Genomic DNA, 25,870 nt, shown 5'->3' on the forward strand with positions numbered 1-25,870 from the left:
ATATCCATGAGGAGATAAAATTGCATAAGCTTAAACTACATGGCTTCAATAATCTGACTAAAAGCTTAAGTTTTTGTGTTTACGATATTTGTTATGCTAAAACTGCAGATGGCCGTGCAGAGTACATCACCTACATTGACGAACGATATAATGCCGAGCGTCTGACCGAGATCCTGAAAGAAACCTGCTCGATTATCGGTGCTAACATTTTAAATATTGCTCCACAGGATTACGATCCCCAAGGTGCCAGTGTCACTGTATTAATTAGTGAAGAACCTATTGACTCAGGTGCCACTGATCCTGCAAAACACCTTGGATCATCGTCAAACTCAGTGGTAGCACATTTGGATAAAAGTCATATCTGTGTTCATACCTATCCGGAAAGTCATCCCGAAGACGAATTGTGTACCTTTCGTGCTGATATTGAAGTTTCTACCTGTGGTCTTATTTCTCCGTTGAAAGCGCTTGGCTATCTGATTCGTCAATTGGAATCCGATATTGTCACTGTAGATTACCGGGTACGTGGTTTTACTCGGGATACAACAGGCGTTAAACATTACATCGATCATAAAATCGATTCTATCCAAAATTTTATACCTAAAGATATAGAGGAATTATACAACATGGTAGATGCCAACGTTTATTCAGAAAATATCTTCCATACCAAGATGATGGTAAAAAATCTTGATTTAAAGCACTATCTGTTTGATGCCAAACTGGAACAACTGAGTGGGGAAGAGAAGAAGAGGATTAGTGACAGACTGTACAAAGAAATGCAAGAAATTTACTACGGGTGCAATTTTTCCTAGTTGTCATGGTTGTCATGACTTTATTAACCCGCCCAATAGGGCGGGTTAATATCGATTATAGAGCAATCACATCTGCGGCTGAAAGTCCATGAGCGCCGTGATAAAGAGAAAATTCAACATGCTGATTCTCCTTTAACGACTTATTCTTAGTATTGGCAATAGCAGTTTTGTTGACATAAACATCCAACTCATCACCGTAGAGTGAAATAAAACCATAGCCTGCACCTTGATCAAACCACTTCACTCGACCCATTTTTAACATCATGATAAATTTCCTTTTCTTGGGCATCCTAACAAATTATTTTTATTTATTGTTTAGATGCAGTTGCCCATCCTAAAGTTTTCTTAATTAAACCTCTCGTGAGCAGTATTAACAGAAAAAACCCGCCTTAATGCGGGTTTCAAAGTTTGGTTACTCAGGGACACGCAACGTAGTCACGTTGTCATTTTATTTTCCTGATATAACTGAGACATCATTGTCAAATAGCAGTAACGTCTGCGGCGGCCGCCCCGCGAGGGCTATCCTGAATATCATACTCAACCCGCTGATTTTCCTGCAAAGTTTTAAAGCCTCCCGCTTGGATTGCAGAGAAATGTACAAATAAATCTTTCTCCCCATCGTCCTGTTCAATAAAGCCGAAACCCTTACCTTCATTGAACCACTTCACTTTACCCGTTTTCTTCGACATAATTTTTACCTTCAAATCTGAATAAATTTGCCACAAAAGCACATCGCTATTTTCAAGCAACTTGACCACATTGAGCAAGGTTACTTATGGGAGCTGTTTATTGGAGATTATCGAAGGTTCGTCTTTACAGCGGAATCAAAAAGATAACGATTTGGGAGGAACTGCTTTATTCTCTACTTCATACTCATAAATAGCTCTGCACTACAGGCCGGGCGCATTTTACCCATAAATATACCAAGAGTGCAACTATTTTATTAGACTTTTTGCGAAACCGTAGTTCGTTATGCGAAGTCAAAGTGCCTGGAACGCAGCATTACGACAAAAAAGACCACCCGAAGGTGGTCAATGATTTTACTCTTTATTTTTATTCGTTATTAGATAATACTTTTTTCACCGCATCACCAATTTCTGCCAGACTACGGACTGTTCTTACTCCCGCTGCGGCTAACGCAGTAAATTTATCTTCTGCTGTACCTTTACCACCGGCAATGATTGCACCTGCATGTCCCATACGCTTGCCTGGTGGTGCAGTAACACCTGCAATATAGGCAACCACAGGCTTCGTAACATGCTCGGCGATGTAAGCAGCGGCTTCTTCTTCCGCATTACCGCCGATTTCACCGATCATAACAATCACTTCAGTTTTTTCGTCCTGCTGAAACAAGTTAAGAATATCAATAAAGTTAGATCCCTGGATCGGATCACCACCAATACCGACACAGCTTGATTGACCTAGGCCAATATCAGTGGTTTGTTTTACTGCTTCGTAAGTCAAAGTACCAGAACGAGAAACGATACCGACTTTACCGGGCAAGTGTATATGTCCGGGCATGATACCGATTTTACATTCACCTGGTGTGATCACCCCTGGGCAGTTAGGGCCGATCATGCGTACATCACTTTGATCCAGCTTGGCTTTTATCGTTAACATATCTAATGTTGGTATGCCTTCGGTAATACAGATAATTAACTCGATACCTGCATCAATCGCTTCTAGAATCGAATCTTTACAGAAGGGTGCCGGTACGTAGATAACTGATGCTGTAGCGCCTGTTTTTTCGACTGCTTCACGGACAGTATTAAACACAGGTAAACCTAAATGCTCTGTGCCCCCTTTACCCGGTGTTACACCGCCCACCATTTGAGTACCGTAAGCGATCGCTTGTTTGGAGTGGAAAGTCCCTTGACTACCAGTAAAGCCCTGGCAAATAACTTTAGTGTTTTTATCGATTAAAATAGACATTATTTAGTCCCCACTGCATCAACAACTTGTTGCGCGGCATCTGTCAGGCTAGTGGCAGCGATGATATTTAAACCGCTGTCGGCTAATTTTTTGGCACCCAATTTGGCGTTATTCCCTTCAAGACGCACCACCACCGGCACTTTAACACCCACTTCACTCACTGCCCCAATAATGCCGTCTGCGATCAGATCACAGCGTACGATACCACCAAAAATATTGACCAATACTGCTTTTACGCTGTCGTCCGACAAAATAATTTTAAAGGCTTCAGTGACACGCTCTTTAGTCGCACCACCGCCGACATCCAAAAAGTTAGCGGGTTTACCACCGTGCAGTTTTACGATATCCATGGTGGCCATGGCTAAACCGGCACCGTTGACCATGCAACCAATATTGCCATCCAGTGCCACGTAGTTCAGCTCCCATTCAGTGGCATGAGTTTCACGTTCATCTTCCTGGCTTGGATCACGCATGTCACGTAATTCTGCTTGACGAAACAACGCATTACCATCAACCGATAATTTACCGTCGAGGCAAATAAAATCCCCTTGCTTAGTGATGACGAGGGGATTGATCTCAACTAACGCAAGATCACGTGTCAAGAACAACTCAGCGAGTCCCATAAAGATTTTGGTAAACTGAGCCACCTGTTTACCGCTCAGGCCCAATTTAAATGCCAATTCACGCCCTTGGAAGGGTTGTGGCCCTGTTAATGGGTCTAATGCCAGCTTATGGATCAATTCAGGTGTTTTTTCTGCCACTTCTTCAATTTCAACACCACCTTCAGTCGATGCCATAAACACCACACGGCGTGAAGAACGATCGACGACAACACCGAGATACAATTCTTTATCGATATCCGTGACCGCTTCAACTAAAACCTGGCGAACAGGCTGACCAGTGGCATCTGTCTGGTAAGTCACCAGATTTTTACCTAACCACTTATCAGCAAAAGCTTCGACAGCTTCTTTGCTATTCACCACTTCTACTCCCCCGGCTTTACCACGCCCGCCAGCATGTACCTGGCATTTAACTACCCATTTATTACCAGGGATTTTTGTGGTGGCGTCAGCAGCTTCTCGTTTTGTGCTACAAGCGTAACCAATTGGAACCGGTAAGTTATTTTTAGAAAATAATTGTTTTGCCTGATACTCGTGTAAATTCATGTTGTTTTATCCATATAAACGCTGGAAAGATGCCAAAAGCGCACGATCTGACACCCGGATTTTGCCTTGCCGATGATTTTTTTATATGTCGAGTAGCAAACGAATGGGATCTTCCAGTATTTCTTTTACTGTAACCAGGAAGCCTACTGATTCTCGACCATCGATCAAACGGTGATCATAAGAAAGTGCCAAATACATCATAGGAAGGATCACCACCTGACCATCGACCGCCATCGGACGATCTTTAATCGTATGCATCCCGAGGATCGCACTTTGTGGCGGGTTGATGATCGGTGTTGACATCAAGGAGCCGAATACGCCGCCATTGGTAATGGTGAAATTACCGCCGGTTAATTCTTCTACTGTTAGTTTGCCATCACGCCCTTTTACTGCGAGTGCTTTGATTTGTTTTTCAATCTCTGCCATATGCAGGGCGTCAACATCACGTAGCACGGGGGTGACCAAACCTCGTGGCGTGGAAACCGCAATACTGATATCAAAATAGCTGTGATACACCACATCTGTACCATCGATGGAAGCATTCACTTCTGGGTAGCGTTTTAGCGCTTCAAGCACTGCCTTGATATAGAAAGACATAAAACCTAAACGAACACCGTGGCGTTTCTCAAAAGATTCGCCATATTGTTGACGCAGATCCATAATTGGCTTCATGTTGATTTCATTAAAGGTAGTCAACATGGCGGTATTGTTTTTTGCTTCCAGCAAACGTTCAGCGACCCGTTTGCGCAGACGTGTCATTGGTACCCGCTTTTCACTGCGTTGACCTAGCACAGGGATGTCAGATTTTATCTTTGATTCCGTTGAGTTTTTCCGATGGGCTAAACATTGATCGACATCTTCACGTGTGATACGACCACCGACACCACTGCCTTTAATTGTACTGGCATCCAGATTATGCTCTGCTATCAAACGACGAATGGCAGGGCTAAGCGTATCGTTAGCCACTTCTGTTGGGTTAACGGGTTGATCCTGAGTGATATTATTCTCGGTCTTCTTTTCTGGCGGTTTCTGTTCTGTTGTTTTATTTGAACTATCACTTGAAAGAATAGAGCCAACAGCCTGTTTCGCAGTCACGGTGGCCCTTTATCTTGTAAAACATCACCCAAAATACCCGATTGGCTGGCCGGTACTTCTAAAATCACCTTATCAGTTTCAATTTCTAGCAGAATTTCATCACGCTGGACAGCATCGCCTGGTTTTTTATGCCAGGTGGCCACTGTCGCATCAGCGACGGATTCAGGTAGATCAGGAACCAAAATCTCTACGCTACTCATATCTCTCCATACCTTGTTATTAAATGTTTAGCTACTCAACGTTCAGCGCGTCATTCACCAGATCTCGTTGCTGTTTCTGATGTACTGACATATAACCCACGGCCGGTGACGCCGAAGCGGGACGACCGGCATAACGTAAAGAGGCATCATGTGGTATCACTTCGCGGAAATTATGTTGGCTACAATACCAGGCTCCTTGGTTGAGTGGCTCTTCCTGACACCAAACAAAATCACGTACTCCAACATATTTTTTCAGCAACAGTTCGATGGCTTCATGTGGAAACGGATAAGGCTGCTCGATACGTATAATGGCGACATCTGTTTGATTATTTTTACGGCGCTGTTCCAATAAATCATAGTAGACTTTGCCTGAACACATAACGACACGTTTGACCTCATTCGCTTTCAATTTATCAATTTCATCTATTGCGGGTTGGAAACAGCCACTAGCCAACTCATCAAGAGAAGAGGTAGCCAATGGATGACGTAGCAATGATTTCGGTGACATGACCACCAAGGGGCGGCGCATACTACGCAAGGCTTGACGACGCAGCATGTGATAAACCTGTGCGGGTGTTGACGGAATACACACTTGCATATTTTGTTCAGCACAGAGCTGCAGATAACGCTCCAAACGCGCCGAGGAATGTTCAGGGCCTTGCCCTTCATAACCGTGCGGCAATAGCATCACCAGACCACACATCCTGCCCCATTTTTGTTCGCCTGAGCTGATGAACTGGTCGATAACCACCTGCGCTCCATTGGCAAAGTCACCAAATTGGGCTTCCCAAATAGTCAGGGTGCGTGGCTCAGCTGTCGCATAGCCGTATTCAAAGGCCAATACCGCTTCTTCTGATAACACGGAATCCCATACTTGAAACTCGCCTTGTGTCTTCTTGATATTCGCTAATGGTACATAAACAGAGCCGTTTTCCTGGTTATGAACAACGGCATGACGATGGAAAAAAGTACCGCGTCCGGCATCTTCACCAGATAGACGCACAGGAATACCTTCATCAGCCAGGGTAGCGTAGGCCAACGTTTCCGCGGCACCCCAGTCAAATGCTTTATTTCCTCCCGCCATTTCGGTGCGATCACTGTAAATTTTAGCGACGCGGGATTGCATTTTGACTTCCAGCGGCACTTTGCTAATAGACTCGGCTAGCTCTTTTAAACGTGCTTTGTCGACTTTATTGGGGTATTTGGCGTCCCATTCGTGATTGAGATAAGGAGACCAAGTGGCAGAGTTCAATGTCATCGGACGCCATTCTTCGACGACGCAATCACCGCGATCCAAAGCATCACGGTATAAATTGACTCTTTCCGTCGCATCTTCCTGATTAATTATTTTTTGTTCAATTAGCTTATCAGCATAGATTTTGCGCGGAGTGGGGTGTTTTTTGATTTTCTGATACATAACCGGTTGTGTCGCACTGGGCTCATCCGCTTCGTTATGGCCGTGTCGACGATAACAGACGAGATCAATCATCACGTCGCGTTTAAATTCGTTACGAAAATCTAATGCTACGCGGGTGACAAAGGCAACAGCTTCAGGATCATCAGCATTAACGTGAAAAATCGGCGCTTGTACCATCTTGGCAATATCGGTGCAATATTGTGTAGAGCGGGCATCTTGCGGGTTAGAGGTAGTAAAACCAATCTGATTATTAATCACAATACGTACGGTACCTCCCACTTCGTAACCACGAGCCTGTGACATATTCAGTGTTTCTTGCACCACACCTTGGCCAGTAATTGCAGCATCCCCGTGAATAGTGATCGGCAGTACCCCATCACTTTGTGTTTTATCCAGACGATCACGACGGGCACGTACCGAGCCTATCACTACCGGGCTGACAATTTCTAAATGGGATGGGTTAAAAGCTAACGCGAGGTGAACCAGGCCGCCGTCTGTTGTTATATCAGATGAAAAGCCCTGGTGATATTTAACGTCACCGGTGCCCAAATTTTCTTTATGTTTACCGGCAAATTCATCAAATAAATCGTCGGGTCTTTTACCCAACACGTTGATAAGAACATTTAAACGCCCACGATGAGCCATGCCTAGTACGACTTCACGGGTGCCGTTTTTACCGGCATAACGGATCATTTCTTTTAGTAAAGTGACCAGTGAATCACCGCCCTCCAATGAAAAACGTTTAGCGCCTGGGAACTTTGCTCCAAGATAACGTTCTAGACCTTCAGCTGCAGTGAGTTCGTCGAGAAAACGGCGTTTTTCATGTTCTTCGAACATAGATTCACCCACTACTGATTCAATGCGCTGTTGGATCCAGCGTTTTTCTTCAGTATTGGTAATATGCATGTACTCAGTGCCGATCGAACCACAGTAAGTCTGCTTAAGAGCATCATATAGATCAGCTAATTTCATGGTTTCTTTGCCGATAACAAAAGAACCGACATTAAACGTTTCCTGAAAATCGCCTTCAGTCAAATGATGATAGGCGGGATCAAGATCAGGAACAGGTTCTTGTTGCCATAAACCAAGGGGATCAAGATTTGCGTGTTGGTGACCACGAAAGCGGAAGGCATTGATCAGCTGCAACACCCTGACTTGCTTAGCATCAGTATCAGGATCGCTAATCGGGGAGTGATGACGAGTGGCATTTTGTGCCAGACGGCGGAAATAATCACGTGTTTGCGAATGAAGTTGATCAGGTTTTCTTTCCGTCGTCGTTGGCAGTTGATTAAAAATCATACGCCAACTATCGTCAACGGAAGCAGGGTTGATTAAAAAATCTTCATAGAGCTGTTCTATATAAGACTGATTCGCGCCAGCCAGATAGGAGGAATCCAGCCAAGCCTTCATGGTGCCGTTCTGCATTATGATCCCTTAAAGTTTTGAAGCTTTAGTTTTCACTGTGGTTAATATCTACACCGTTATTAAAACGGCTCACCGGAGATGCTCATGCCAGATTAAGCAAGAGGTCTACTGTTTGTTATACACTTTACTCTGTTAGAACCTATTCGAAATCTCTTGTGCTCGCCGTGTTTTGGTTAAGTCATTCGCCAAAAACACGCTCAAAATGCTCACTCACTCCTTTTTTGTTGTATACAAAGAGTAATCTACGTCTTTTCACCCATTTTTTCCTCTTCTGAGCACAGAGAAAAAGATTTGGAACAGGCTCTTAGTACTACGCTATTATGCACTGCGCTGCAGCAACATTGACTTAATGTGGCCGATTGCCCGCGTTGGATTAAGACCTTTAGGACAAACACTGACACAATTCATAATACTGTGGCAGCGAAAAACGCTAAAAGCGTCGTCTAAATCATCCAAACGTGATTGTGTTGCCGTGTCCCTGCTATCGATCAGGAAACGATAGGCTGCCAGTAACCCTGCGGGACCAACAAATTTATCTGGGTTCCACCAAAATGACGGACAGGATGTTGAACAACAGGCACAGAGAATACATTCATACAATCCATCCAGTTTTGCTCGTTCTTGCGGCGACTGTAAATGTTCGCGCGCCGGCGGATTTTTGCCATCATTGAGCAGATACGGCTTGATTTTCTCGTATTGAGTATAAAACTGCCCCATATCGACCACCAAATCACGCACCACCGGTAAACCCGGCAGTGGACGAATGACGACCTTTTTATTACCTCTCGTCAGCGTTGATAAGGGCGTGATACAGGCTAGGCCATTTTTACCATTCATATTCAGACCATCAGAGCCACAGACGCCCTCACGACATGAACGGCGGAAGGCCAAGGTCGGATCTTTTTCTTTTAATTGGATAAGTGCATCCAGCAACATCATATCCCGACCCTCTACCGTTTCCAGGCTATAATCTTGCATATGTGGTGCATTATCTACATCTGGATTGTAACGATAAATTGAAAATTCGAGTTTCATCACCTATTCCTCTGCAACCGGTTAACTCAATACAGAATTCACGCCGCATCGACGGCGCTTTCGCTCCCCTGATTCAAGTTCCCTCGATCCTCAAGTCGTCTCAGTAAGAGCGTACTTTTGGCGGAAAGGGCGCGCGTAGCTTTGGCTGCATATTCACTTCACGCCGTGTCATGCTTTCGGTTTGTGGCATGTATAATGAGTGACATAGCCAATTAGCATCATCACGTTCTGGAAAGTCGAAACGACTATGGGCGCCCCGACTTTCAGTGCGGAAATTGGCCGATACGGCTGTTGAAAACGCGGTTTCCATCAGATTATCCAGTTCAAGACACTCAATACGCTGAGTATTAAACTCGCTGGAGGTATCATCCAAACGCGCATTTTTCAGACGTTCACGAATGTCTTTCAGTTCGGCTAACCCTTTCGCCATTGCATCCCCTTCACGGAATACAGAGAAGTTATTTTGCATGCAAGATTGTAGATCTTTGCGGATTGTAACGGGATCTTCGCCAGTACGGGTACTCTGCCAACGGTTCATCCGTTGCAAAGAAGCTTCAATATCAGATTCACTGGCATCACGGCTTACACCTTGTTCCTGCAGTGATTCTTCTAAATGCATACCGGCGGCACGACCAAATACAATGAGATCCAGTAGTGAATTACCGCCGAGACGATTAGCCCCATGTACAGAAACACAGGCAATTTCCCCCACGGCAAACAAACCTGGTATCACCACATCCTCTCCTTTTTCATTAACGGTAATGGCCTGACCACTGACTTTTGTTGGAATACCACCCATCATATAGTGGCAGGTGGGAATAACCGGAATGGGTTCTTTTACTGGATCTACATGTGCAAAGGTGCGTGATAGCTCAAGAATACCTGGCAGACGTGATTCCAGTACTTCTTTACCTAGGTGATCCAGTTTTAACTGAGCATGTGGCCCCCAGGGACCGTCACAACCGCGACCCTCGCGGATTTCGATCATGATGGAACGTGCTACCACATCACGCCCTGCCAAATCTTTGGCATTAGGGGCGTAACGTTCCATAAAGCGCTCGCCCTGCTTATTCAGCAGATAGCCGCCTTCGCCGCGACATCCTTCAGTGACCAATACGCCGGCACCAGCGATGCCTGTCGGATGAAACTGCCACATCTCCATATCTTGCACCGGAACACCCGCACGTAACGCCATACCTACGCCATCGCCGGTATTAATGTAAGCATTGGTGGTAGATTGATAAATACGTCCAGCTCCCCCAGTAGCCAAGATAGTGGCACGTGCCTTAAAATAAACTACCTCGCCGCTTTCGATGCAAATGGCAGTACAACCAACGATAGCATTGTCTTGATTCTTGACCAGATCCAGTGCATACCATTCAGAAAAAATGGTAGTGTGATTTTTTAGGTTCTGCTGATAGAGGGTGTGTAGCAAAGCGTGCCCTGTACGGTCAGCTGCCGCGGCAGTGCGTGCCGCCTGCCCGCCGCCAAAATTGAGAGATTGCCCACCGAAAGGACGTTGATAAATACGTCCATCGTCTAAACGAGAAAAAGGTAACCCCATATGCTCGAGTTCTAGCACTGCTTCTGGACCAGTTTTACACATGTATTCGATGGCATCTTGATCACCGATATAATCGGAGCCTTTAACGGTGTCATACATGTGCCATTCCCAATTATCTTCATGATTATTACCCAGCGCGACGGTGATACCACCCTGCGCCGATACTGTATGAGAACGAGTAGGAAAAACTTTAGATATCAGTGCACAAGATAGCCCCATTTGAGAAATCTGTAGTGCAGCACGCATACCGGCACCACCAGCGCCGATAACAACAGCGTCAAACGCTCTGACGGGCAGTTTCATTTAAATACCCCATATCACAATGGTTCCGTACAGTAAATAAACCAACAATGCGATAACGACCACCAGTTGTAATACCAGTCGTATCGCCAGAGGCTTGACATAGTCAGTAAGTACTTGCCACAACCCGATCCAAGCATGCACTAGAATCGAGAGCAATGTCAGCAGGGTAAACACCTTAGTGAGGGTCAAAGAGAAAAAACTGCGCCAAATTTCATAGGTGATATGCGGAACAGTGGCAATAAAGCCGAAGAGATAAAGAATGTATAAAAGAATAATAATTGCGGAAGCACGCAGTAACAACCAATCATGTACACCATTACGCCCTAACGCAGAGGCATTGCCTACCATAGAAGCACCCCAGCCAAAATTGATAGCACTAAGGTTAGCATCATTGCCACTTGGGCAGAGCGGGTACCTGTTGCTAAATTTTCTTCGATATAACCGAAATCCATTAATAAGTGACGTATGCCTCCACAAATGTGATAGGCAAGTGCGGTGAGTATTCCCCAAAAAATAAATTTGACCACGGGGCTACTCAGAATGGTAGCAGCTTGCATAAATCCTTCTTGAGAAGAAAGAGAAATACTCAACAACCACAGGAGGATACCGACGGCGGCGAAGGTGATTATGCCGGAGATACGGTGTAAGATGGACGCTATCGCAGTAACAGGCATTTGAATCGTTCGTAGATCCAAATTGACAGGTCTTTGTTTTTTCACGGTTTGCCTATACAGCTTTATATTATTTTATTTCTTCCGGCTCTGGATAAGGCTCAAGCAGCGCTAAGGGCAGAAAATCATCGAGGTAGTGTGTAAACAAACAGTATGCTTAAACGCTATGATCGCTATAACGCTGGATGTTCTTACTTCAGGGGAATCCGAAAACCCAGCGAGAGTATAAGGGGTTCACATTCTTATTACAATTCTCCCCTAAAATGATTGGTGATATTTCCCCTGAACAGTGATTAAGATCACGATTTAATCTGTGATAAGATTGACTCTTTAGAGAGCATAGTCTTTGTTATTCTGGAAGATGTACAATGCAACGGCAACGAGGGATCATAGGTAGGTTGGACCCGGTAGTATTGAGAATAGTATCCGCCGGTTAAGTCCACAGCCTTTGTACAATCTGCTGTGGTACTTGATGTAATAAAATTCTGACGGGCATACCATGCGCATTCACGGCCAATTCAGTTCGATTGATTGTGACCTTTTTAAAATTTATTGATTTTTATTACAAATTAAGATGTGCTGGGTATTTGCGCATTACCAAGGTGGCGTTAGTACCACCAAAACCAAAGCTGTTCGACATCACTGTGGTTAATTCACGCTTCGTCATTTCGGTAATGATGTTCATGCCTCGTGCCGCTTCGTCGATGTTGTCGATATTGATACTAGGGGCGATAAAACCGTGTTCAACCATTAGTAAAGTATAAATGGTTTCATGTACCCCCGCGGCACCTAAAGAGTGGCCGGTCAGTGCTTTGGTTGCTGAGATCGCTGGTGTGTGATTGCCAAAGACTGTTTCGATAGCACCTAATTCTTTCAGATCACCCAAAGGTGTGGAAGTGCCGTGTACATTGATATAGTCGATGGAGGTATCACCATCCATACCTGTCATTGCCATTCTCATGCAACGAACGGCGCCTTCACCGGAAGGTGCCACCATATTGTCACCATCAGAAGTTGCACCATAGCCAATGATTTCAGCATAGATATGAGCACCACGCTTTAACGCGTGTTCAAGCTCTTCAACTACCACCATACCGCCGCCACCGGCGATAACAAAACCATCTCGATCCTGATCGTAAGGACGTGAAGCTTTCTCCGGTTCGTCGTTATATTTGGTCGAAAGTGCACCCATAGCATCGAATTCACACGCCATTTCCCAGCAAAGCTCTTCACCTCCACCAGCAAAAACCACATCTTGTTTACCCAGCTGGATCAATTCAACGGCGTGACCGATACAGTGAGCAGAGGTAGCACAGGCAGAGCTAATGGAATAATTTACGCCCTTGATCTTAAAAGGGGTTGCTAAACAAGCTGAAACCCCAGAAGCCATCGCTTTAGTCACCATATAAGGGCCAACACCTTTCAAACCACGAGAACACATTGCATTGGAGCCGGCAACTTGATTTTTGGGAGACCCCCCACCAGAACCGACCACCAGACCACTACGTTCATTGGATATCTGGTCAGGTTCGAGGCCGGAATTTTCAATGGCTTCTTGCATGGCGAGGTAAGCATAAACGGATGCATGGCTCATAAAACGTGACACCTTGCGTTCAATCAAATGAATAGGATCGGTCTCGTATTTAATGTTACCCCATACCTGGCTCCGCATACCGGCATCTTTAAACTCTTGCGATGAAGTGATGCCAGAACGTCCTGCTTCCAAAGATGCTAGCACTTCCTTCTGGTTATTACCTATGCTGGAAATAATACCTAGGCCAGTGATCACCGCACGTTTCATTCAATACCTCTTCAAAATTTTATTATATCCGGGACGTTATCCCGCACTTTAGCGTACAGTTGTACGCTGAACAAGTCCGATCAGAATAAAATTCACTGATCACCTGGAACCTGTTTCATATTTTGCTATTGATTTCTCTGTCTGCTTAACGTGGCTTGATAGACCTTGAAGCGACCATTCTGCGCAAGGGTTTCATGGCTGCCGAAGGTGGCATCGAGCAGAGAGGGATAAGGCAAAAACGCATTCGCGACAATACGCAATTTTCCGCCGATATTGAGATGTGCCTTGGCACCGTGGATCAGCCTCTCTGTGGTGTGTAGGCTGGTTTGTAATCCTTCATGAAATGGCGGATTAGAGATAATGAGATCAAAACGACCGTCAATATCAGAATAAAGGTTACTGGCGATCACTTTTGCTTCAATATTGTTGATGATTAAAGTGGCACGACTGGCTTCGATCGCGGCAGCACTAACGTCGCTGAGGGTCAGCTTAATTTTGGGTGAATGTTTAGCCAAAATTGCGGCTAATACACCACTACCAGACGCGATATCCAACACGTTTCCTTCTAGATTTGGTCTGAAAGTGGAAAGTAGTAATTGGCTACCTGCATCCAAGCCATCACGGCTAAAAACACCTGGCAGAGTTTTTATTATCGTGTCACCAACCTGGTAGTTATGCCACCAACTATTATGATCAAATTCGACCTGTCTATCCAAGCGACCATAATAAAGTCCACAACGGCGTGCACGGTCAGTTTTTCTCAGTGTTGTCATAGGGGTCAGCATTTTTTCTACGCTGCGCACACCGCTACGGTTTTCTCCGATAATAAAAATATCGCTACCGATTGCTAGCAAAGAAAGTAGGTTGGACAGTTGAAATTCGGCTTCTTGTTTACTTTTTGGCCAGTAATAAAGTAACGTATTGCACTCTGCAATCATATTTCTACTTGCTAGTAGGCCAAATTGAACTTTTTCTTCTAAAGTATTTTTTAGTGCTTGCCAATGATGATACTGACTAGTGTGAACCTGCACTTTTGCTGCTTTGAATTGTGCTGGTAGGTTGTCTTGTAAATCACCGGCAAATAAAATAGAGCGTTGAGCAAATTCATCACGATGGCGCAGTATCATTTCACTGGCGGGGGTTAGTGTTGACATCAGAATTTTTCCTTAGAACCTGTTCGAAATCGTTATGAATGCCGTGTCACGTGGCTTGATTATTATAAAGGTTTGTTGGCGTATATCCGATGGGTTTGTTAGCATAGCAATGAATGAAGGCTTGTTGTTGACAGGAAAAAGAATGGCATCAAGACGAGACTGGCTGTTACAACAGCTTGGGATAACGCAGTGGACACTGTATCGCCCAACCGTCTTGCGGGGTGATGTTACCATTAATTTGCCAAAAAATATTCGCTTACTGATTGTGGCACAGTCGTTGCCTAATTGTGCTGATCCGGTGCTCTGTGATGTTTTACTGAGTTTGCATCTCACTCCTTGGCAGACTTACAGTTTGACGCCGTATCAGGCCATGATGTTGCCAAAGGAAACTCAGTGCAATAGTTGGCGTTTAGGCATTGATGAACCTTTAGCGGTTGAGGGTGTGCAATTATATAGCCCGGCTTTGGTCGAACTTTATCAAGATGTGCACGCCAAACGTGCACTTTGGCAGCAGATTTGTCAATATGAAGCAGATTTCTATCCTGACGCCAGCAGATCTGGCGCATGCCTACCAGATTGAGCAAACCAGTCATGCTTTCCCGTGGACGGAAAAAATTTTTACCAGCAATCAAGGTAAGTTATATCTTAACTATAAATTAAGTATCGATCATCGAATAGTGGGTTTTGTCATTACACAAAAAGTACGGGACGAAGCGACATTATTTAATATTGCCATTGATCCACAGCATCAGCGTCGCGGCTATGGTCGTTTGTTGCTTGAGTATTTGCTTGAACAGCTAATGGTGCATAGTGTTATTACTGTGTGGCTAGAGGTGCGTGAGTCAAATGTTGGAGCCATTGCTCTGTATGAAAATTTGGGTTTTAATCAGGTTTCTCTACGGCACAACTATTATCCCTGCGCGCATGGACGCGAACATGCAGTTATCATGGCGTTATCTGTAGCTTAGGTCTATTGTGTATTACAATAATATTGGATCTTTTAACCTGTGTGGAGAGATGATGAAATCAAAATATTTATTCATTTTTATGATTATCGCTTTATTGACGGGGTGTAGTAGCAATATATTTAATGTATTCGGAACCTCTGATAATTTATCTACCCTGACAGTACGCGGATGTGGCGCCGACTTGAAAGTAACTAATAGATTAACTCCGGTTAATTTATACCCAAAAATGGTCGAATGTATCGATAATAGCCAATACAACAATGCCGTTATTCTATTCTCGCTAGCGGGAACTTACTCTTATTTTGATGTGAACAGAGCTGCCGATAGTAGAACGGGTAATGTCCATGCTTCTTTGTTAGCGAATGCCATGAAATCTGTTGGCGATGAGAATAAACGTAAAATGTTTGGAGAAGAACTCCAACGGACACTCGGTGATAAGGCTAGACTGGCAAAAATTTGTACGCAGATCCAGCATATTGGTATGCCTGATTATTCTCCTGACTATATTAATAAAAACACCTCTGTAGCTAATGATGTTGCAGGGAAGGATGTTGATCCGCAAGTAAACTGGCAAAATGCTCTGGAAGGGTATTTACATTGTCCTGGATAAGTTGTCTTCGTTCGATCCCATTTCCTATTATGAAAGTTATTCCATCTCGTGAATGTTGGGATAGCCTTTTATCAAAAAATACTGAAAGCATACCAGTGGAATGTTAGAATTCTTTTTTAAGCAACCTGGTGATTTTCTGAAATGGGTAAAAACGTCGTCGTACTGGGCACTCAATGGGGTGACGAAGGTAAAGGCAAAATTGTCGACTTGCTGACTGAACAGGCTAACTATGTTGTACGCTATCAGGGAGGGCACAACGCCGGCCATACTTTAGTTATTAACGGTGAAAAAACGGTTCTTCATTTAATTCCTTCTGGGATTTTGCGTGAAGATGTGACCTGTATTATTGGTAATGGTGTCGTTTTGGCACCAGATGCTTTAATGAAAGAAATGGAGCAGCTTAGAGAACGTGGCGTTCCGGTAACTAAACGGTTACTAATCTCGGAAGCCTGTCCATTAGTCCTGCCTTATCATGTCGCCTTGGATAATGCACGCGAAGAAGCACGTGGTGAAAATGCTATTGGAACGACAGGCCGTGGTATTGGCCCTGCCTATGAAGACAAAGTTGCTCGTCGTGCTTTGCGTGTTGGTGATTTATTCGATAAAGAGATCTTTGCTACCAAGCTAAAAGAAATTGTGGCATATCACAACTTCCAATTGGTGCATTACTACGAAGTTGAAGCTGTTGATTATCAAAAAGTACTGGATGGGGTACTGGCTGTTGCCGACGTTTTAACTTCGATGGTAGTTGATGTTACACAGTTATTGGATAATGCACGTAAAAAAGGTGCTCGGATCATGTTCGAAGGTGCACAGGGTGCCCTGCTGGATATCGATCATGGTACTTATCCCTACGTGACTTCATCTAACACTACTGCTGGTGGCGTTGCTATGGGTTCTGGCATGGGGCCGCGTTATGTCGATTATGTTTTGGGTATTGTAAAAGCCTATGCGACTCGTGTCGGCGCCGGGCCTTTTCCTACTGAGTTACATGACGAGAATGGTGAGTTTTTATGCAGTCAAGGTCATGAATACGGTGCCACCACTGGTCGTAAGCGCCGCACTGGTTGGTTGGATGTCGTGGCACTGCGTCGTGCCATTCAGATTAATTCTATTTCTGGTTTTTGCCTGACCAAACTGGATGTATTGGATGGTTTGAAAGAAGTTAAGATTTGTGTCGGTTATAGTGTACAGGGTAAACCTGAAGTTAGTACGACTATTGAAACGATTGGTGAGACAACGATTAAGACGACTGTTGAGACAACTGTTAAGACGGTTGTTGAGACGACTCCGTTGGCAGCAAAGGACTGGGAAGGCATCGAACCCATTTATGAAATACTGCCAGGCTGGCAAGAAACTACTGTTGGTGTGAAGGAGTATTGTAAGTTGCCGCAAGCAGCCCGCGATTATATTAAACGTGTGGAAGATTTGACGGGTGTATTGGTAGATATTGTTTCCACTGGTCCTGATCGTGTAGACACTATCATTCTGAGAGATCCCTTCAGATGCCTGATTGCGTAATATGGTATTGGGTAATATTAATGTATAAACCGGGTTTTTGCCCGGTTTGTCGTTTTTTGGCTTAGCCTTACCGACAAGAATCCGTGTACGATGCGGCCTTCACTAAGGAATAGGGTGTAATCATACTGGCAATATACCCATGACGATCCCCAGCTGAATAGCAATCACCGAGACACCGCAGGCAAATACCAGTATCAGTGCTGGTTTTCCACCCCATACTTGATAATGATCGTGATGAGTTTTTCGTACTTTCCAAACTAGCAACGACGGCAGCAATAGTGCCAGTATTGCCAGTGCCATTGCAGCAAAACCCAGAGCCGTGATGAAACCACGTGGATAGAATAGCGCAAACATTAATGGTGGCAGAAAAGTGATTAATCCAGTTTGCAGACGACCGTTTAAGTTATTACTACGCTTAAATAAATCGGCTAGATAGTCAAACAACCCTAATGATACGCCGAGGAATGAAGTGATTAACGCGAGATTGACAAATAGGTGCACTGTTAATTCAATATGTGGTGAAATTACAATAGTGTGCACTGCCTGTAACAGGCCGTTCAATCCCGTGTGCTCCGCGAGGATGCCAATAAAAGTGTGCGAGGGAATAGAACCTAAGGTCACGAACTGCCAAAAAAGGTAAGCGATCAGTGGGATGGCGCTGCCAATAATAAAAACCCAACGTAATTTGCGAACATTTCCCTCCATATAATTGACAATGCTAGGTACACTACCGTGAAAACCAAATGAAGTAAAAATAACCGGTATTGCAGAAAACACTAAACCTTGTTCTAGTGGCAAAGTCATCAGATTACTTTTCTCAACATAGGGCATGATCAGTGTGAGTAGCACAATCAGAAAAATAATTTTCGCACTAAATAAAATGCGATTAAAGAAATCTACGGAGTGAGTACCGATACACACCACGCTCCCGGCGATGAGAGTAAATAGCAAAGCGCCAAAATAATGGGGTAATAAGTGCCCCGCCCATTGGCTCATTGTGGTCGCCAGTAATTCGCCTGCACCACTAATATAAGCGGCAGTGAGTGCGTACATCAAAAACAACATGCTAAAACTGGTTAACCATTGCCAATGATTGCCGAGATGCCGTTTAGCCAAAGTGCCTAGCCCAGTATCAGCCACTTCATGCTGATAAACTTCGACCAATAGTAAAGCGGTGTAGCACATCAATAGCCACAGTGCGATCAACAGTGTAAATGTCATGCCGAAACCTATACCTGCAGCGGCTAGCGGCATTGCTAGCATTCCTGCTCCAATAGTGGTTCCTGCAACAATCAAGATACTACCCAAAGTCCGATTTCTCATGTTTTCCCCTACGTTTTTGCTATTGGCCAAGGATATATACTTATCACCCTTCAAAACACTGGAAAAATTGGATTATCTAATAATGCGTAGCATTATGATTTTTATTAAAAATTGATAATATTCTTCTAAACACAAAAACCAGTATCTTCATGTCAAATAGGCATATTCAGCTTATTAAATACGGTAGGGTAAAAGAGCATCTTAATGATGTCAAATAAAATTTACAATTACTGTAAAGTTAAATTTACATTTATGCACATGTGTTAGCATTATGTAATTCACATTACGCATAAAAATTTCGAATAGGTTATTGGATCTAAACCCCTTGTATAACAACCTACTGTGTGGAGTGCATTCGGTATTACGTAGTGCTCGTAACCCTCATATACTCGTATGCACACTGCGGTTGCAGTGCGCCTTGACTTCACATAACGAACGACGGTTTTGCAAGAAGTCTATTGCGAAACCGACTATGTGGGAGGTATTTACGATGGGATCATTGGCTGCTTAGTCTTCATTTTTCCATTTCGGGAACTCCATGGCGTCGTACTTGACTACACGGGTGCCACGGGTCAACTTATAGCTAAACCAAATCACCAAGAACAGTGGAATACCGATATAAGTTGCTGTCACGGCATACCAATCGATTTGATTTGCCAGAAAAGCTTGATAATTTTGTCCCAAGGTAATAGTAAGACATAACACAAAGGCAAAAATCGGCCCCAACGGGAAGAAGGCAGAGCGGTAGGGTAAATCGTTTGGATCAAGCCCTTGTGCTATATACCCTTTGCGGAAACGGTAATGACTGATGGCAATCCCCAACCAGGCAATAAAACCGGTCATTCCAGAGGTATTTAATAGCCATAAATAGACAGTCTTATTGCCAAACATTGAACTCAAAAAGCACAAACCGGCTACTGCAGTGGTAGCATACAATGCATTACGAGGCACCCCACCTGTCGATAAACGGGCAAAAATCTGCGGAGCTTTACCTTCCCTTGCCAAGGTAAATAGCATACGGGTAGAGGCATACATCCCTGAATTACCTGCTGATATCACTGCTGTTAAGATCACTGCATTCATCACTGCGGCTGCAGACAATAATCCCGCGTTCTGAAATACCAGGGTGAACGGACTAAGACTGATATCCTCTACATCATTGCGTAGCAGATTTGGGTCAGTATAGGGAATAACCAGGCTGATAATCAAAATCGCAAAAATATAGAACAACAGAATACGCCAAAAAACTTTGCGCACTGCCTGTGGGATACTTTTGCCCGGATCTTTTGATTCGCCAGCAGCAACACCTATCAATTCAGTTCCCTGAAAAGAAAAACCGACGATCATCGCCACTCCTATCATCGCAGAAAAGCCACCGGCGAAGGGGGCATCACCTATCGTCCAATTATGCCAACCTGCATTTTCACCACCACGGATAATCCCGCTGATCATCAAAACACCAACAACAATAAACAGTACGACTGTAGCGACTTTGATTAGCGATAACCAGTACTCTGCTTCACCAAATCCTTTAACCGAAATGTAATTGAGCAAAAATATCAGGCCAAGGAATAAAGCGCTCCATATCCAACCAGGTGTTTCTGGGAACCAATAATGCATCACCAATTGAGCCGCAACCAAATCAACGGCGATAGTCACTGCCCAGTTATACCAATAATTCCAGCCTAGTGCGAAACCAAAACCTTCTTCAACATATTTTGAGCCATAGGTAGAAAATGAACCGGAAACGGGCATAAATGCCGCAAGTTCACCGAGACTGGTCATCAGAAAATAAACCATCAAACCAATCAGCGCGTAGGAAAGCAAGGCTCCACCTGGCCCTGCCTGTGAGACTGTCACACCCGAGGCAATAAATAAACCTGTGCCGATAGAGCCACCGATAGCGATCATCGCCAAGTGCCGTGATTTAAGTTGGCGACGCAATCTCGGAGCGTCTTGTTGCTCCTGCGTACTAATATCTTGTTGAATCACTCTTAACCTCATCCATTGATAAAAGAATAAAACAGGATTGTAACAAATCTTACTGAAGGGAATACCATCAATTTTCTTATATAAAACTAAGAGCCTGTTACGGGACAGCAATACTCCTCGAGTATCCAGGTGGTCAATAAATAGACTTCTTGCAGAACCGTAATTCGTTATGTGAAGTCGAGGCACTCGGCGCGCAGTTACTGTGCGGTACATGCGAGTTATCGCTTACATATTTATGAACTTTAACTTTAATTACAATATAAAAAATAATCCAAATGAGTTATGTCTGAACGACATAATAATGATTATGCACTATATAGCAGGGGCCGTATAAGTTGATTATGAAAATCAGCAATAAAATATTGATATTAATTAATATTTATTAACAAAAGTGATCACGTTACATGGCGCCTGCTATATTGAGAGAATAAGGCGTCAAGGCTGCAATTTAAGTCCCTTCTTTTGCTTTTGGCTTGTGCCCATTTATGTTCAATGGGATTGAGATCAGGTGGGTAGGGAGGGAGATATTCAATCCGATGCCCGGCTTTACTGATAGCCTGCTGAATGTCGAGACGTTTGTGGAAACTGGCGTTATCCATCACGATGACACAATGAGGAGGAAGAGTAGGCAAAAGGCGCTGGGTAACCCAGGCGTAAAAAACATCACTGTTAATGGAACAAAAAAATAATCCGACCGCCATCAGGACGGTTCCCAGTAACGCGCCAATGACATTTGTTCGGCCCTTGGCCTGCCAATCCTGGGTACCCCAACAGCGTTGACCTCGTGCAGCATAACCGTGGGTTCGTGGCCTATCGTGTGCGAAACCGCTTTCATCCAGATAAACGACCGGTTTTCCCTGCTTTTTATAGCAGGCTATCGTGTCCTGGAAGGCGCGCCGTGTCTCTTCGTCTGCCTTGGGATGACGCAGGGTTTTTTTTATAGGTGACGCCCAGGTTTTTCAGTGCCTGCCAAATGGCTTTCTGGCACACCTGAAAGCGCGCCGCCCGTTCCCGTTGGTAAGCATCGGGATAAAGTGCAACATCTTCAGCTAACGCCACTTTATCAAGCTTACGCCGACGGGGGGAAGAAGGTTTAACCTCGATACGACTGAGCCAGCGGGTAACGGAAGCTGAACCAATGTGGAAGCGTTTAGCGGTCTCTCTGATACTCAAGTTTTCTTGCTCTCGAATACCCAGAACTTTACGGCGAAAATCGACAGAGTGGCTCATCGCTAACTCCCTGCTAAATAATTTAGCTATACATTGTAATCAAAATTAATACGTTACGCTATAGGTGAAGCTGTTTAGCGATGGCTCGAATAATTTTTAGTACCCCCCATTAGTTGTTTAAATCAGCGATGCCTGTCGCTCGGGGTAGCCATTCATCCGCACTGTCTACATTCAAATTCAGGTTGCTACGGATCCCCTGCCTGCTTTTCTTACGTAGATACTGTAAGCCAAATTCCGCTAAGGAGCCCGGCATATCACTGCCAAAACGTGTTATTGATATCGGTTTAGCCAGATTGTTACCTCTCATGTACGCAAGATAAGCGTGATACAGATATTTACGCGGGTTACACGGGATAATCTCCGCATTGCCTACCAACATCCCATCCGCCTCAGCCGAGGTTAACAGATAGCCACAAAAATCTACCAGCGAATCAGTACTCCGTTTGACATTAAGCGCTTCGGCTGATTTTTGCTGCTCCAGCAATAAGCAATAAGCAATAAGCATTTAGCTTTGGCAGGCTCAACAAAACGGGTCAGCAGGTGGCGGATAATCACCGGTAATTCTCGGGCGATTTTATCGCGCAATAAGGTATAGCATAACGTATTAATTTTGATTACAATGTATAGCTAAATTATTTAGCAGGGAGTTAGCGATGAGCCACTCTGTCGATTTTCGCCGTAAAGTTCTGGGTATTCGAGAGCAAGAAAACTTGAGTATCAGAGAGACCGCTAAACGCTTCCACATTGGTTCAGCTTCCGTTACCCGCTGGCTCAGTCGTATCGAGGTTAAACCTTCTTCCCCCCGTCGGCGTAAGCTTGATAAAGTGGCGTTAGCTGAAGATGTTGCACTTTATCCCGATGCTTACCAACGGGAACGGGCGGCGCGCTTTCAGGTGTGCCAGAAAGCCATTTGGCAGGCACTGAAAAACCTGGGCGTCACCTATAAAAAAAACCCTGCGTCATCCCAAGGCAGACGAAGAGACACGGCGCGCCTTCCAGGACACGATAGCCTGCTATAAAAAGCAGGGAAAACCGGTCGTTTATCTGGATGAAAGCGGTTTCGCACACGATAGGCCACGAACCCACGGTTATGCTGCACGAGGTCAACGCTGTTGGGGTACCCAGGATTGGCAGGCCAAGGGCCGAACAAATGTCATTGGCGCGTTACTGGGAACCGTCCTGATGGCGGTCGGATTATTTTTTTATTCCATTAACAGTGATGTTTTTTACGCCTGGGTTACCCAGCGCCTTTTGCCTACTCTTCCTCCTCATTGTGTCATCGTGATGGATAACGCCAGTTTCCACAAACGTCTCGACATTCAGCAGGCTATCAGTAAAGCCGGGCATCGGATTGAATATCTCCCTCCCTACCCACCTGATCTCAATCCCATTGAACATAAATGGGCACAAGCCAAAAGCAAAAGAAGGGACTTAAATTGCAGCCTTGACGCCTTATTCTCTCAATATAGTGCATAATCATTATTATATCGTTCAGCCATATCACGTAATACGGTACGCCGTTATTTACGGAATATCGCCAGAACACCCCGTTACAGCCAGCGTACTGCACCGTTATCAAAACTGGATCCCTTTAAATTTTATTTACTCGAACGGATTAAAGCAGCAAAACCTGACTGGATCCCTGCCACTGTGTTATTTCGTGAACTTCAAGCGCGAGGCTATGAGGAAAAAGACGGTATCTGACCTGGAAAATATCAAGAAACGCCTTTCTGCCTTGGAAGCCAAAGTAGCGCAGGAGGGGTACTTACTGACGGAAGCCCAACTGCAAGCATTAGAAAAAGTGCAGGATAAACGAGAAGCTCATGGACAAATTGAAACGCAACATCCGGGCTATCTCGGCTCTCAGGATACTTACTACGTGGGGCACATTAAAGGTGTGGGTAAAATGTATCAGCAGAGCTTTGTTGATACCTATTCCAGAGTCGCTTTTGCCAAGGTCTATACAGAGAAAAATGCCTTGGTTGCCGCAGATATGTTAAACGATCAGGTGCTGCCATTACATGATGAGCAAGCGGTTCCCTTATTGCGTATCCTGACCGACAGAGGGTCAGAATACTCGGGGAAAAAGGAAACCCATGCGTATCAGCTTTACCTGGAGCTAGAAGATATCGAGCATACGCGGACCAAGGCATACAGCCCGCAGACTAATGGTATCTGTGAGCGGTTTCATAAGACGATGAAAAATGAAGGCTATGACGTGATGTTTCGGCGTAAAATTTATTCATCATTGGAAGACATTCAGCAAGACATCGATAAATGGCTCGCATTCTACAACAGAGAGCGACCTCATTCAGGCTGGTATTGTTATGGCAAAACCCCCTGGGAAACTTGGATTGCATCAAAAGAGTTAGTAAAAGAAAAACAACTCGATAATTTATTTGAACCATCGCACACTCAGACTACTCTGACAAATTCGATCGCTTAGCTTGTGTCTGTCAGGTTAAGTTTGAGCTACTACAAAAATTAGAGGCGGCAACTAGGCTGACACTTACGATGCCCCATCTGTGAGAAGACATACCTGCTCGCTTGCCGTTTTGGCTGGAGCCTAACAGCCGCTTTGGCTCCTTACAGTTTACGGTGCTTGTTGGAATTAGCTTTTACTGGCCATACTCTTATCACTAGCACCTTCACCACCTGCGACTGGCAGTTTCGGATTGGCTCTCGCGAACCGCACCTACGGAACCCCGTGGCTACATTGTCGCCGACGCTTTGCACATTTATGTTACTATTAATGCACAGTCGGGCAGGGAACTACCGGTGAGACAGTAGGTTTCTTCGCCTCGTTACTGATTGGCTGAAACAATCATAGGAACAGCATCGTATCGCACCACAGTATTCTGAACACGCCCTACATGAAAACGTTATCGGCATGCTGAGGCGTTTTAAAATCATTGCCGATAAATATCACAACAGACGTAAATGGTTTGAGCTGAGGTTTAAACTTACCACAGGTATTCATAATTGGAAATTCCAACTATAAGGTTATGCAAGAGCTTATACTCATCACCATTCAAAACACTGGAAAAACTGGATTATTTAATAGTGCGCAATATTATGATTTTTATTAAAAATTGATAATATTCTTCTAAACACAAAAATCAGTATCTTCAGGTCAAATAGGTATATTCTTGATGTCATCTAGCTTGTTGTTGGCGTCAAAAACTAATGTCAATGTTCGTTGTGTTATTTCTCTGTGCCCCAGTTGCTGACGGGAGACATAGAACCAAGTTTTTGTGCCAAAGGGATCCTGTAGCATCGGTGTACCCAGTATGTAGGCTACTTGCTGCTGTGTCATACCTTTGTGAATTTTTTCCAGATCAGTAGATGATAGGTAATTGCCCTGATTAATATCAGATTGATAAACTACTTTTTCTACAGTGGAACAACCCGTAACAAGTATCATAAGCATCAGAGTAGTGGTAATCAGCCTGTTACGGCACAGAATTTTACAACACATAGTAATCACATTCCTTCAGAGAGCAAGAATGGGAATGATAATAGACTTTACTGCAGTTGAAAACCTTTACCAAAAGGACACATAAAAGGTTCGATTAAGTAATTTTGGTTTGTTGGGTACGAATGTTGTTAGCATCACTGCTCCACACTGCGGAAAGAAAAACCATTGGGATAAGA

The 25,870-nt window shown here is 44.3% G+C and carries 24 protein-coding genes and 4 pseudogenes; 10 read left to right on the forward strand and 18 right to left on the reverse strand.

Going from position 1 to position 25,870, the window contains the following annotated elements; all coding sequences use genetic code 11:
* Nucleotides 1-20 precede the first annotated feature (20 nt).
* Entirely contained in the window at nucleotides 21-809 is a 789-nt protein-coding gene (gene speD / locus CCS41_RS05230; protein ID WP_072550953.1) for an adenosylmethionine decarboxylase, read from the forward strand.
* Between the two features lie 55 nt (nucleotides 810-864).
* On the opposite strand, the gene CCS41_RS05235 is transcribed toward speD, so the two are convergent.
* The 12 genes and pseudogenes from CCS41_RS05235 to rsmC form a co-directional block, all read right to left on the reverse strand.
* Nucleotides 865-1,074, reverse strand: a complete 210-nt coding sequence (locus CCS41_RS05235; RefSeq protein WP_083429655.1) for a cold-shock protein — start codon at nucleotides 1,072-1,074, stop codon at nucleotides 865-867.
* A gap of 214 nt (nucleotides 1,075-1,288) precedes the next feature.
* The gene (locus CCS41_RS05240) at nucleotides 1,289-1,498 is read right to left on the reverse strand and encodes a cold-shock protein (RefSeq protein ID WP_072550955.1); all 210 of its coding nucleotides are present in this window, start codon (nucleotides 1,496-1,498) and stop codon (nucleotides 1,289-1,291) included.
* A gap of 364 nt (nucleotides 1,499-1,862) precedes the next feature.
* Entirely contained in the window at nucleotides 1,863-2,741 is an 879-nt protein-coding gene (gene sucD, locus CCS41_RS05245) for a succinate--CoA ligase subunit alpha (RefSeq protein ID WP_072550956.1), read from the reverse strand.
* Nucleotides 2,741-3,907 carry an ADP-forming succinate--CoA ligase subunit beta gene (gene sucC / locus CCS41_RS05250; protein ID WP_072550957.1) on the reverse strand — a complete coding sequence of 389 codons (1,167 nt, stop codon included), beginning with the start codon at nucleotides 3,905-3,907 and terminating at the stop codon, nucleotides 2,741-2,743. The genes sucD and sucC overlap by 1 nt, the downstream gene beginning before the upstream one ends.
* An 81-nt stretch (nucleotides 3,908-3,988) precedes the next feature.
* Nucleotides 3,989-5,202, reverse strand: a pseudogene (gene odhB, locus CCS41_RS05255) (2-oxoglutarate dehydrogenase complex dihydrolipoyllysine-residue succinyltransferase).
* Nucleotides 5,203-5,233: 31 nt separating this feature from the next.
* A complete protein-coding gene (sucA, locus tag CCS41_RS05260) occupies nucleotides 5,234-8,044 on the reverse strand; it encodes a 2-oxoglutarate dehydrogenase E1 component (protein WP_072550959.1) in 2,811 nt (936 codons plus the stop codon).
* A 318-nt stretch (nucleotides 8,045-8,362) separates the two neighbouring features.
* The gene (locus CCS41_RS05265) at nucleotides 8,363-9,079 is read right to left on the reverse strand and encodes a succinate dehydrogenase iron-sulfur subunit (RefSeq protein ID WP_072550960.1); all 717 of its coding nucleotides are present in this window, start codon (nucleotides 9,077-9,079) and stop codon (nucleotides 8,363-8,365) included.
* A 100-nt stretch (nucleotides 9,080-9,179) separates the two neighbouring features.
* Nucleotides 9,180-10,946: a succinate dehydrogenase flavoprotein subunit gene (sdhA, locus tag CCS41_RS05270; protein WP_072550961.1), complete on the reverse strand. Its 1,767-nt coding sequence runs from the start codon at nucleotides 10,944-10,946 to the stop codon at nucleotides 9,180-9,182.
* Nucleotides 10,947-11,294 carry a succinate dehydrogenase membrane anchor subunit gene (sdhD, locus tag CCS41_RS05275; RefSeq protein WP_072550962.1) on the reverse strand — a complete coding sequence of 116 codons (348 nt, stop codon included), beginning with the start codon at nucleotides 11,292-11,294 and terminating at the stop codon, nucleotides 10,947-10,949.
* On the reverse strand, nucleotides 11,288-11,680 hold the full coding sequence (gene sdhC, locus CCS41_RS05280; RefSeq protein WP_162860099.1) for a succinate dehydrogenase cytochrome b556 subunit: 393 nt from the start codon (nucleotides 11,678-11,680) through the stop codon (nucleotides 11,288-11,290). Before sdhC ends, sdhD begins: the two co-directional genes overlap by 7 nt.
* Before the next feature lie 499 nt (nucleotides 11,681-12,179).
* The gene (gene fabB / locus CCS41_RS05285; protein WP_072550964.1) at nucleotides 12,180-13,418 is read right to left on the reverse strand and encodes a beta-ketoacyl-ACP synthase I; all 1,239 of its coding nucleotides are present in this window, start codon (nucleotides 13,416-13,418) and stop codon (nucleotides 12,180-12,182) included.
* A gap of 125 nt (nucleotides 13,419-13,543) precedes the next feature.
* The gene (rsmC, locus tag CCS41_RS05290; protein ID WP_072550965.1) at nucleotides 13,544-14,572 is read right to left on the reverse strand and encodes a 16S rRNA (guanine(1207)-N(2))-methyltransferase RsmC; all 1,029 of its coding nucleotides are present in this window, start codon (nucleotides 14,570-14,572) and stop codon (nucleotides 13,544-13,546) included.
* A 142-nt stretch (nucleotides 14,573-14,714) separates the two neighbouring features.
* Between rsmC and CCS41_RS05295 the strand changes: the two genes are divergently transcribed.
* From CCS41_RS05295 to CCS41_RS05310, 4 genes are all read left to right on the forward strand, one after another.
* Nucleotides 14,715-15,152 carry a DNA polymerase III subunit psi gene (locus CCS41_RS05295; protein ID WP_072550971.1) on the forward strand — a complete coding sequence of 146 codons (438 nt, stop codon included), beginning with the start codon at nucleotides 14,715-14,717 and terminating at the stop codon, nucleotides 15,150-15,152.
* Nucleotides 15,097-15,540, forward strand: coding sequence for a ribosomal protein S18-alanine N-acetyltransferase (rimI, locus tag CCS41_RS05300; RefSeq protein ID WP_072550966.1), 444 nt, complete (start codon nucleotides 15,097-15,099; stop codon nucleotides 15,538-15,540). Before CCS41_RS05295 ends, rimI begins: the two co-directional genes overlap by 56 nt.
* 49 nt (nucleotides 15,541-15,589) lie before the next feature.
* Nucleotides 15,590-16,150 carry a hypothetical protein gene (locus tag CCS41_RS05305; protein ID WP_072550967.1) on the forward strand — a complete coding sequence of 187 codons (561 nt, stop codon included), beginning with the start codon at nucleotides 15,590-15,592 and terminating at the stop codon, nucleotides 16,148-16,150.
* Nucleotides 16,151-16,291: 141 nt separating this feature from the next.
* On the forward strand, nucleotides 16,292-17,671 hold the full coding sequence (locus tag CCS41_RS05310) for an adenylosuccinate synthase (protein ID WP_119797308.1): 1,380 nt from the start codon (nucleotides 16,292-16,294) through the stop codon (nucleotides 17,669-17,671).
* A 120-nt stretch (nucleotides 17,672-17,791) separates the two neighbouring features.
* Here the strand turns inward: CCS41_RS05310 and tyrP are convergent, their stop codons facing one another.
* The 5 genes from tyrP to CCS41_RS05335 form a co-directional block, all read right to left on the reverse strand.
* A complete protein-coding gene (gene tyrP, locus CCS41_RS05315) occupies nucleotides 17,792-18,994 on the reverse strand; it encodes a tyrosine transporter TyrP (RefSeq protein ID WP_072550969.1) in 1,203 nt (400 codons plus the stop codon).
* A gap of 507 nt (nucleotides 18,995-19,501) precedes the next feature.
* On the reverse strand, nucleotides 19,502-20,986 hold the full coding sequence (locus CCS41_RS05320) for an amino acid permease (protein WP_072550970.1): 1,485 nt from the start codon (nucleotides 20,984-20,986) through the stop codon (nucleotides 19,502-19,504).
* Nucleotides 20,987-21,381: 395 nt separating this feature from the next.
* Complete coding sequence (locus CCS41_RS05325) at nucleotides 21,382-21,927, reverse strand: IS630 family transposase (protein ID WP_338025032.1); 546 nt, start codon at nucleotides 21,925-21,927, stop codon at nucleotides 21,382-21,384.
* Nucleotides 21,851-22,216 (reverse strand): IS630 transposase-related protein, encoded by a 366-nt coding sequence (locus CCS41_RS05330; protein ID WP_072550348.1) that lies wholly within the window; start codon nucleotides 22,214-22,216, stop codon nucleotides 21,851-21,853. Before CCS41_RS05330 ends, CCS41_RS05325 begins: the two co-directional genes overlap by 77 nt.
* A 109-nt stretch (nucleotides 22,217-22,325) precedes the next feature.
* Nucleotides 22,326-22,721: a primase-like DNA-binding domain-containing protein gene (locus CCS41_RS05335; RefSeq protein WP_323586490.1), complete on the reverse strand. Its 396-nt coding sequence runs from the start codon at nucleotides 22,719-22,721 to the stop codon at nucleotides 22,326-22,328.
* Nucleotides 22,722-22,869: 148 nt separating this feature from the next.
* Here CCS41_RS05335 and CCS41_RS05340 point away from each other — a divergent pair, with 148 nt between their 5' ends.
* The 5 genes and pseudogenes from CCS41_RS05340 to CCS41_RS16495 form a co-directional block, all read left to right on the forward strand.
* Nucleotides 22,870-23,235: an IS630 transposase-related protein gene (locus CCS41_RS05340; RefSeq protein WP_072550348.1), complete on the forward strand. Its 366-nt coding sequence runs from the start codon at nucleotides 22,870-22,872 to the stop codon at nucleotides 23,233-23,235.
* A complete protein-coding gene (locus CCS41_RS05345; protein ID WP_240313894.1) occupies nucleotides 23,171-23,692 on the forward strand; it encodes an IS630 family transposase in 522 nt (173 codons plus the stop codon). Before CCS41_RS05340 ends, CCS41_RS05345 begins: the two co-directional genes overlap by 65 nt.
* A gap of 12 nt (nucleotides 23,693-23,704) precedes the next feature.
* Nucleotides 23,705-23,902, forward strand: a pseudogene (locus CCS41_RS16490) (IS21 family transposase); the annotation flags it as partial.
* Nucleotides 23,903-23,918: 16 nt separating this feature from the next.
* A pseudogene (locus CCS41_RS05355) lies at nucleotides 23,919-24,662 on the forward strand (integrase core domain-containing protein); the annotation flags it as partial.
* A gap of 414 nt (nucleotides 24,663-25,076) precedes the next feature.
* Nucleotides 25,077-25,217: pseudogene (locus CCS41_RS16495) on the forward strand (IS5/IS1182 family transposase); the annotation flags it as partial.
* Nucleotides 25,218-25,349: 132 nt separating this feature from the next.
* Here the strand turns inward: CCS41_RS16495 and bamE are convergent.
* The gene (gene bamE, locus CCS41_RS05360; protein ID WP_072550619.1) at nucleotides 25,350-25,694 is read right to left on the reverse strand and encodes an outer membrane protein assembly factor BamE; all 345 of its coding nucleotides are present in this window, start codon (nucleotides 25,692-25,694) and stop codon (nucleotides 25,350-25,352) included.
* Between the last annotated feature and the right edge of the window lie 176 nt (nucleotides 25,695-25,870).

It is taken from the genome of Candidatus Fukatsuia symbiotica, from assembly GCF_003122425.1.
In the GTDB taxonomy this organism is placed as follows: Bacteria; Pseudomonadota; Gammaproteobacteria; order Enterobacterales; family Enterobacteriaceae; genus Fukatsuia; species Fukatsuia symbiotica.

Bases quoted from the DNA above. Each gene is read 5' to 3' on its own strand.
- CCS41_RS05235 (WP_083429655.1), bottom strand. From the start codon at position 1,074: ATGATGTTAAAAATGGGTCGAGTGAAGTGGTTTGATCAAGGTGCAGGC.
- CCS41_RS05240 (WP_072550955.1), bottom strand. From the start codon at position 1,498: ATGTCGAAGAAAACGGGTAAAGTGAAGTGGTTCAATGAAGGTAAGGGT.
- sucD (WP_072550956.1), bottom strand. From the start codon at position 2,741: ATGTCTATTTTAATCGATAAAAACACTAAAGTTATTTGCCAGGGCTTT.
- sucC (WP_072550957.1), bottom strand. From the start codon at position 3,907: ATGAATTTACACGAGTATCAGGCAAAACAATTATTTTCTAAAAATAAC.
- sucA (WP_072550959.1), bottom strand. From the start codon at position 8,044: ATGCAGAACGGCACCATGAAGGCTTGGCTGGATTCCTCCTATCTGGCT.
- CCS41_RS05265 (WP_072550960.1), bottom strand. From the start codon at position 9,079: ATGAAACTCGAATTTTCAATTTATCGTTACAATCCAGATGTAGATAAT.
- sdhA (WP_072550961.1), bottom strand. From the start codon at position 10,946: ATGAAACTGCCCGTCAGAGCGTTTGACGCTGTTGTTATCGGCGCTGGT.
- sdhD (WP_072550962.1), bottom strand. From the start codon at position 11,294: ATGGTAGGCAATGCCTCTGCGTTAGGGCGTAATGGTGTACATGATTGG.
- fabB (WP_072550964.1), bottom strand. From the start codon at position 13,418: ATGAAACGTGCGGTGATCACTGGCCTAGGTATTATTTCCAGCATAGGT.
- rsmC (WP_072550965.1), bottom strand. From the start codon at position 14,572: ATGTCAACACTAACCCCCGCCAGTGAAATGATACTGCGCCATCGTGAT.
- CCS41_RS05295 (WP_072550971.1), top strand. From the start codon at position 14,715: ATGGCATCAAGACGAGACTGGCTGTTACAACAGCTTGGGATAACGCAG.
- rimI (WP_072550966.1), top strand. From the start codon at position 15,097: ATGAAGCAGATTTCTATCCTGACGCCAGCAGATCTGGCGCATGCCTAC.
- CCS41_RS05305 (WP_072550967.1), top strand. From the start codon at position 15,590: ATGATGAAATCAAAATATTTATTCATTTTTATGATTATCGCTTTATTG.
- CCS41_RS05310 (WP_119797308.1), top strand. From the start codon at position 16,292: ATGGGTAAAAACGTCGTCGTACTGGGCACTCAATGGGGTGACGAAGGT.
- tyrP (WP_072550969.1), bottom strand. From the start codon at position 18,994: ATGAGAAATCGGACTTTGGGTAGTATCTTGATTGTTGCAGGAACCACT.
- CCS41_RS05330 (WP_072550348.1), bottom strand. From the start codon at position 22,216: ATGAGCCACTCTGTCGATTTTCGCCGTAAAGTTCTGGGTATTCGAGAG.
- CCS41_RS05335 (WP_323586490.1), bottom strand. From the start codon at position 22,721: ATGCTTATTGCTTATTGCTTATTGCTGGAGCAGCAAAAATCAGCCGAA.
- CCS41_RS05340 (WP_072550348.1), top strand. From the start codon at position 22,870: ATGAGCCACTCTGTCGATTTTCGCCGTAAAGTTCTGGGTATTCGAGAG.
- bamE (WP_072550619.1), bottom strand. From the start codon at position 25,694: ATGTGTTGTAAAATTCTGTGCCGTAACAGGCTGATTACCACTACTCTG.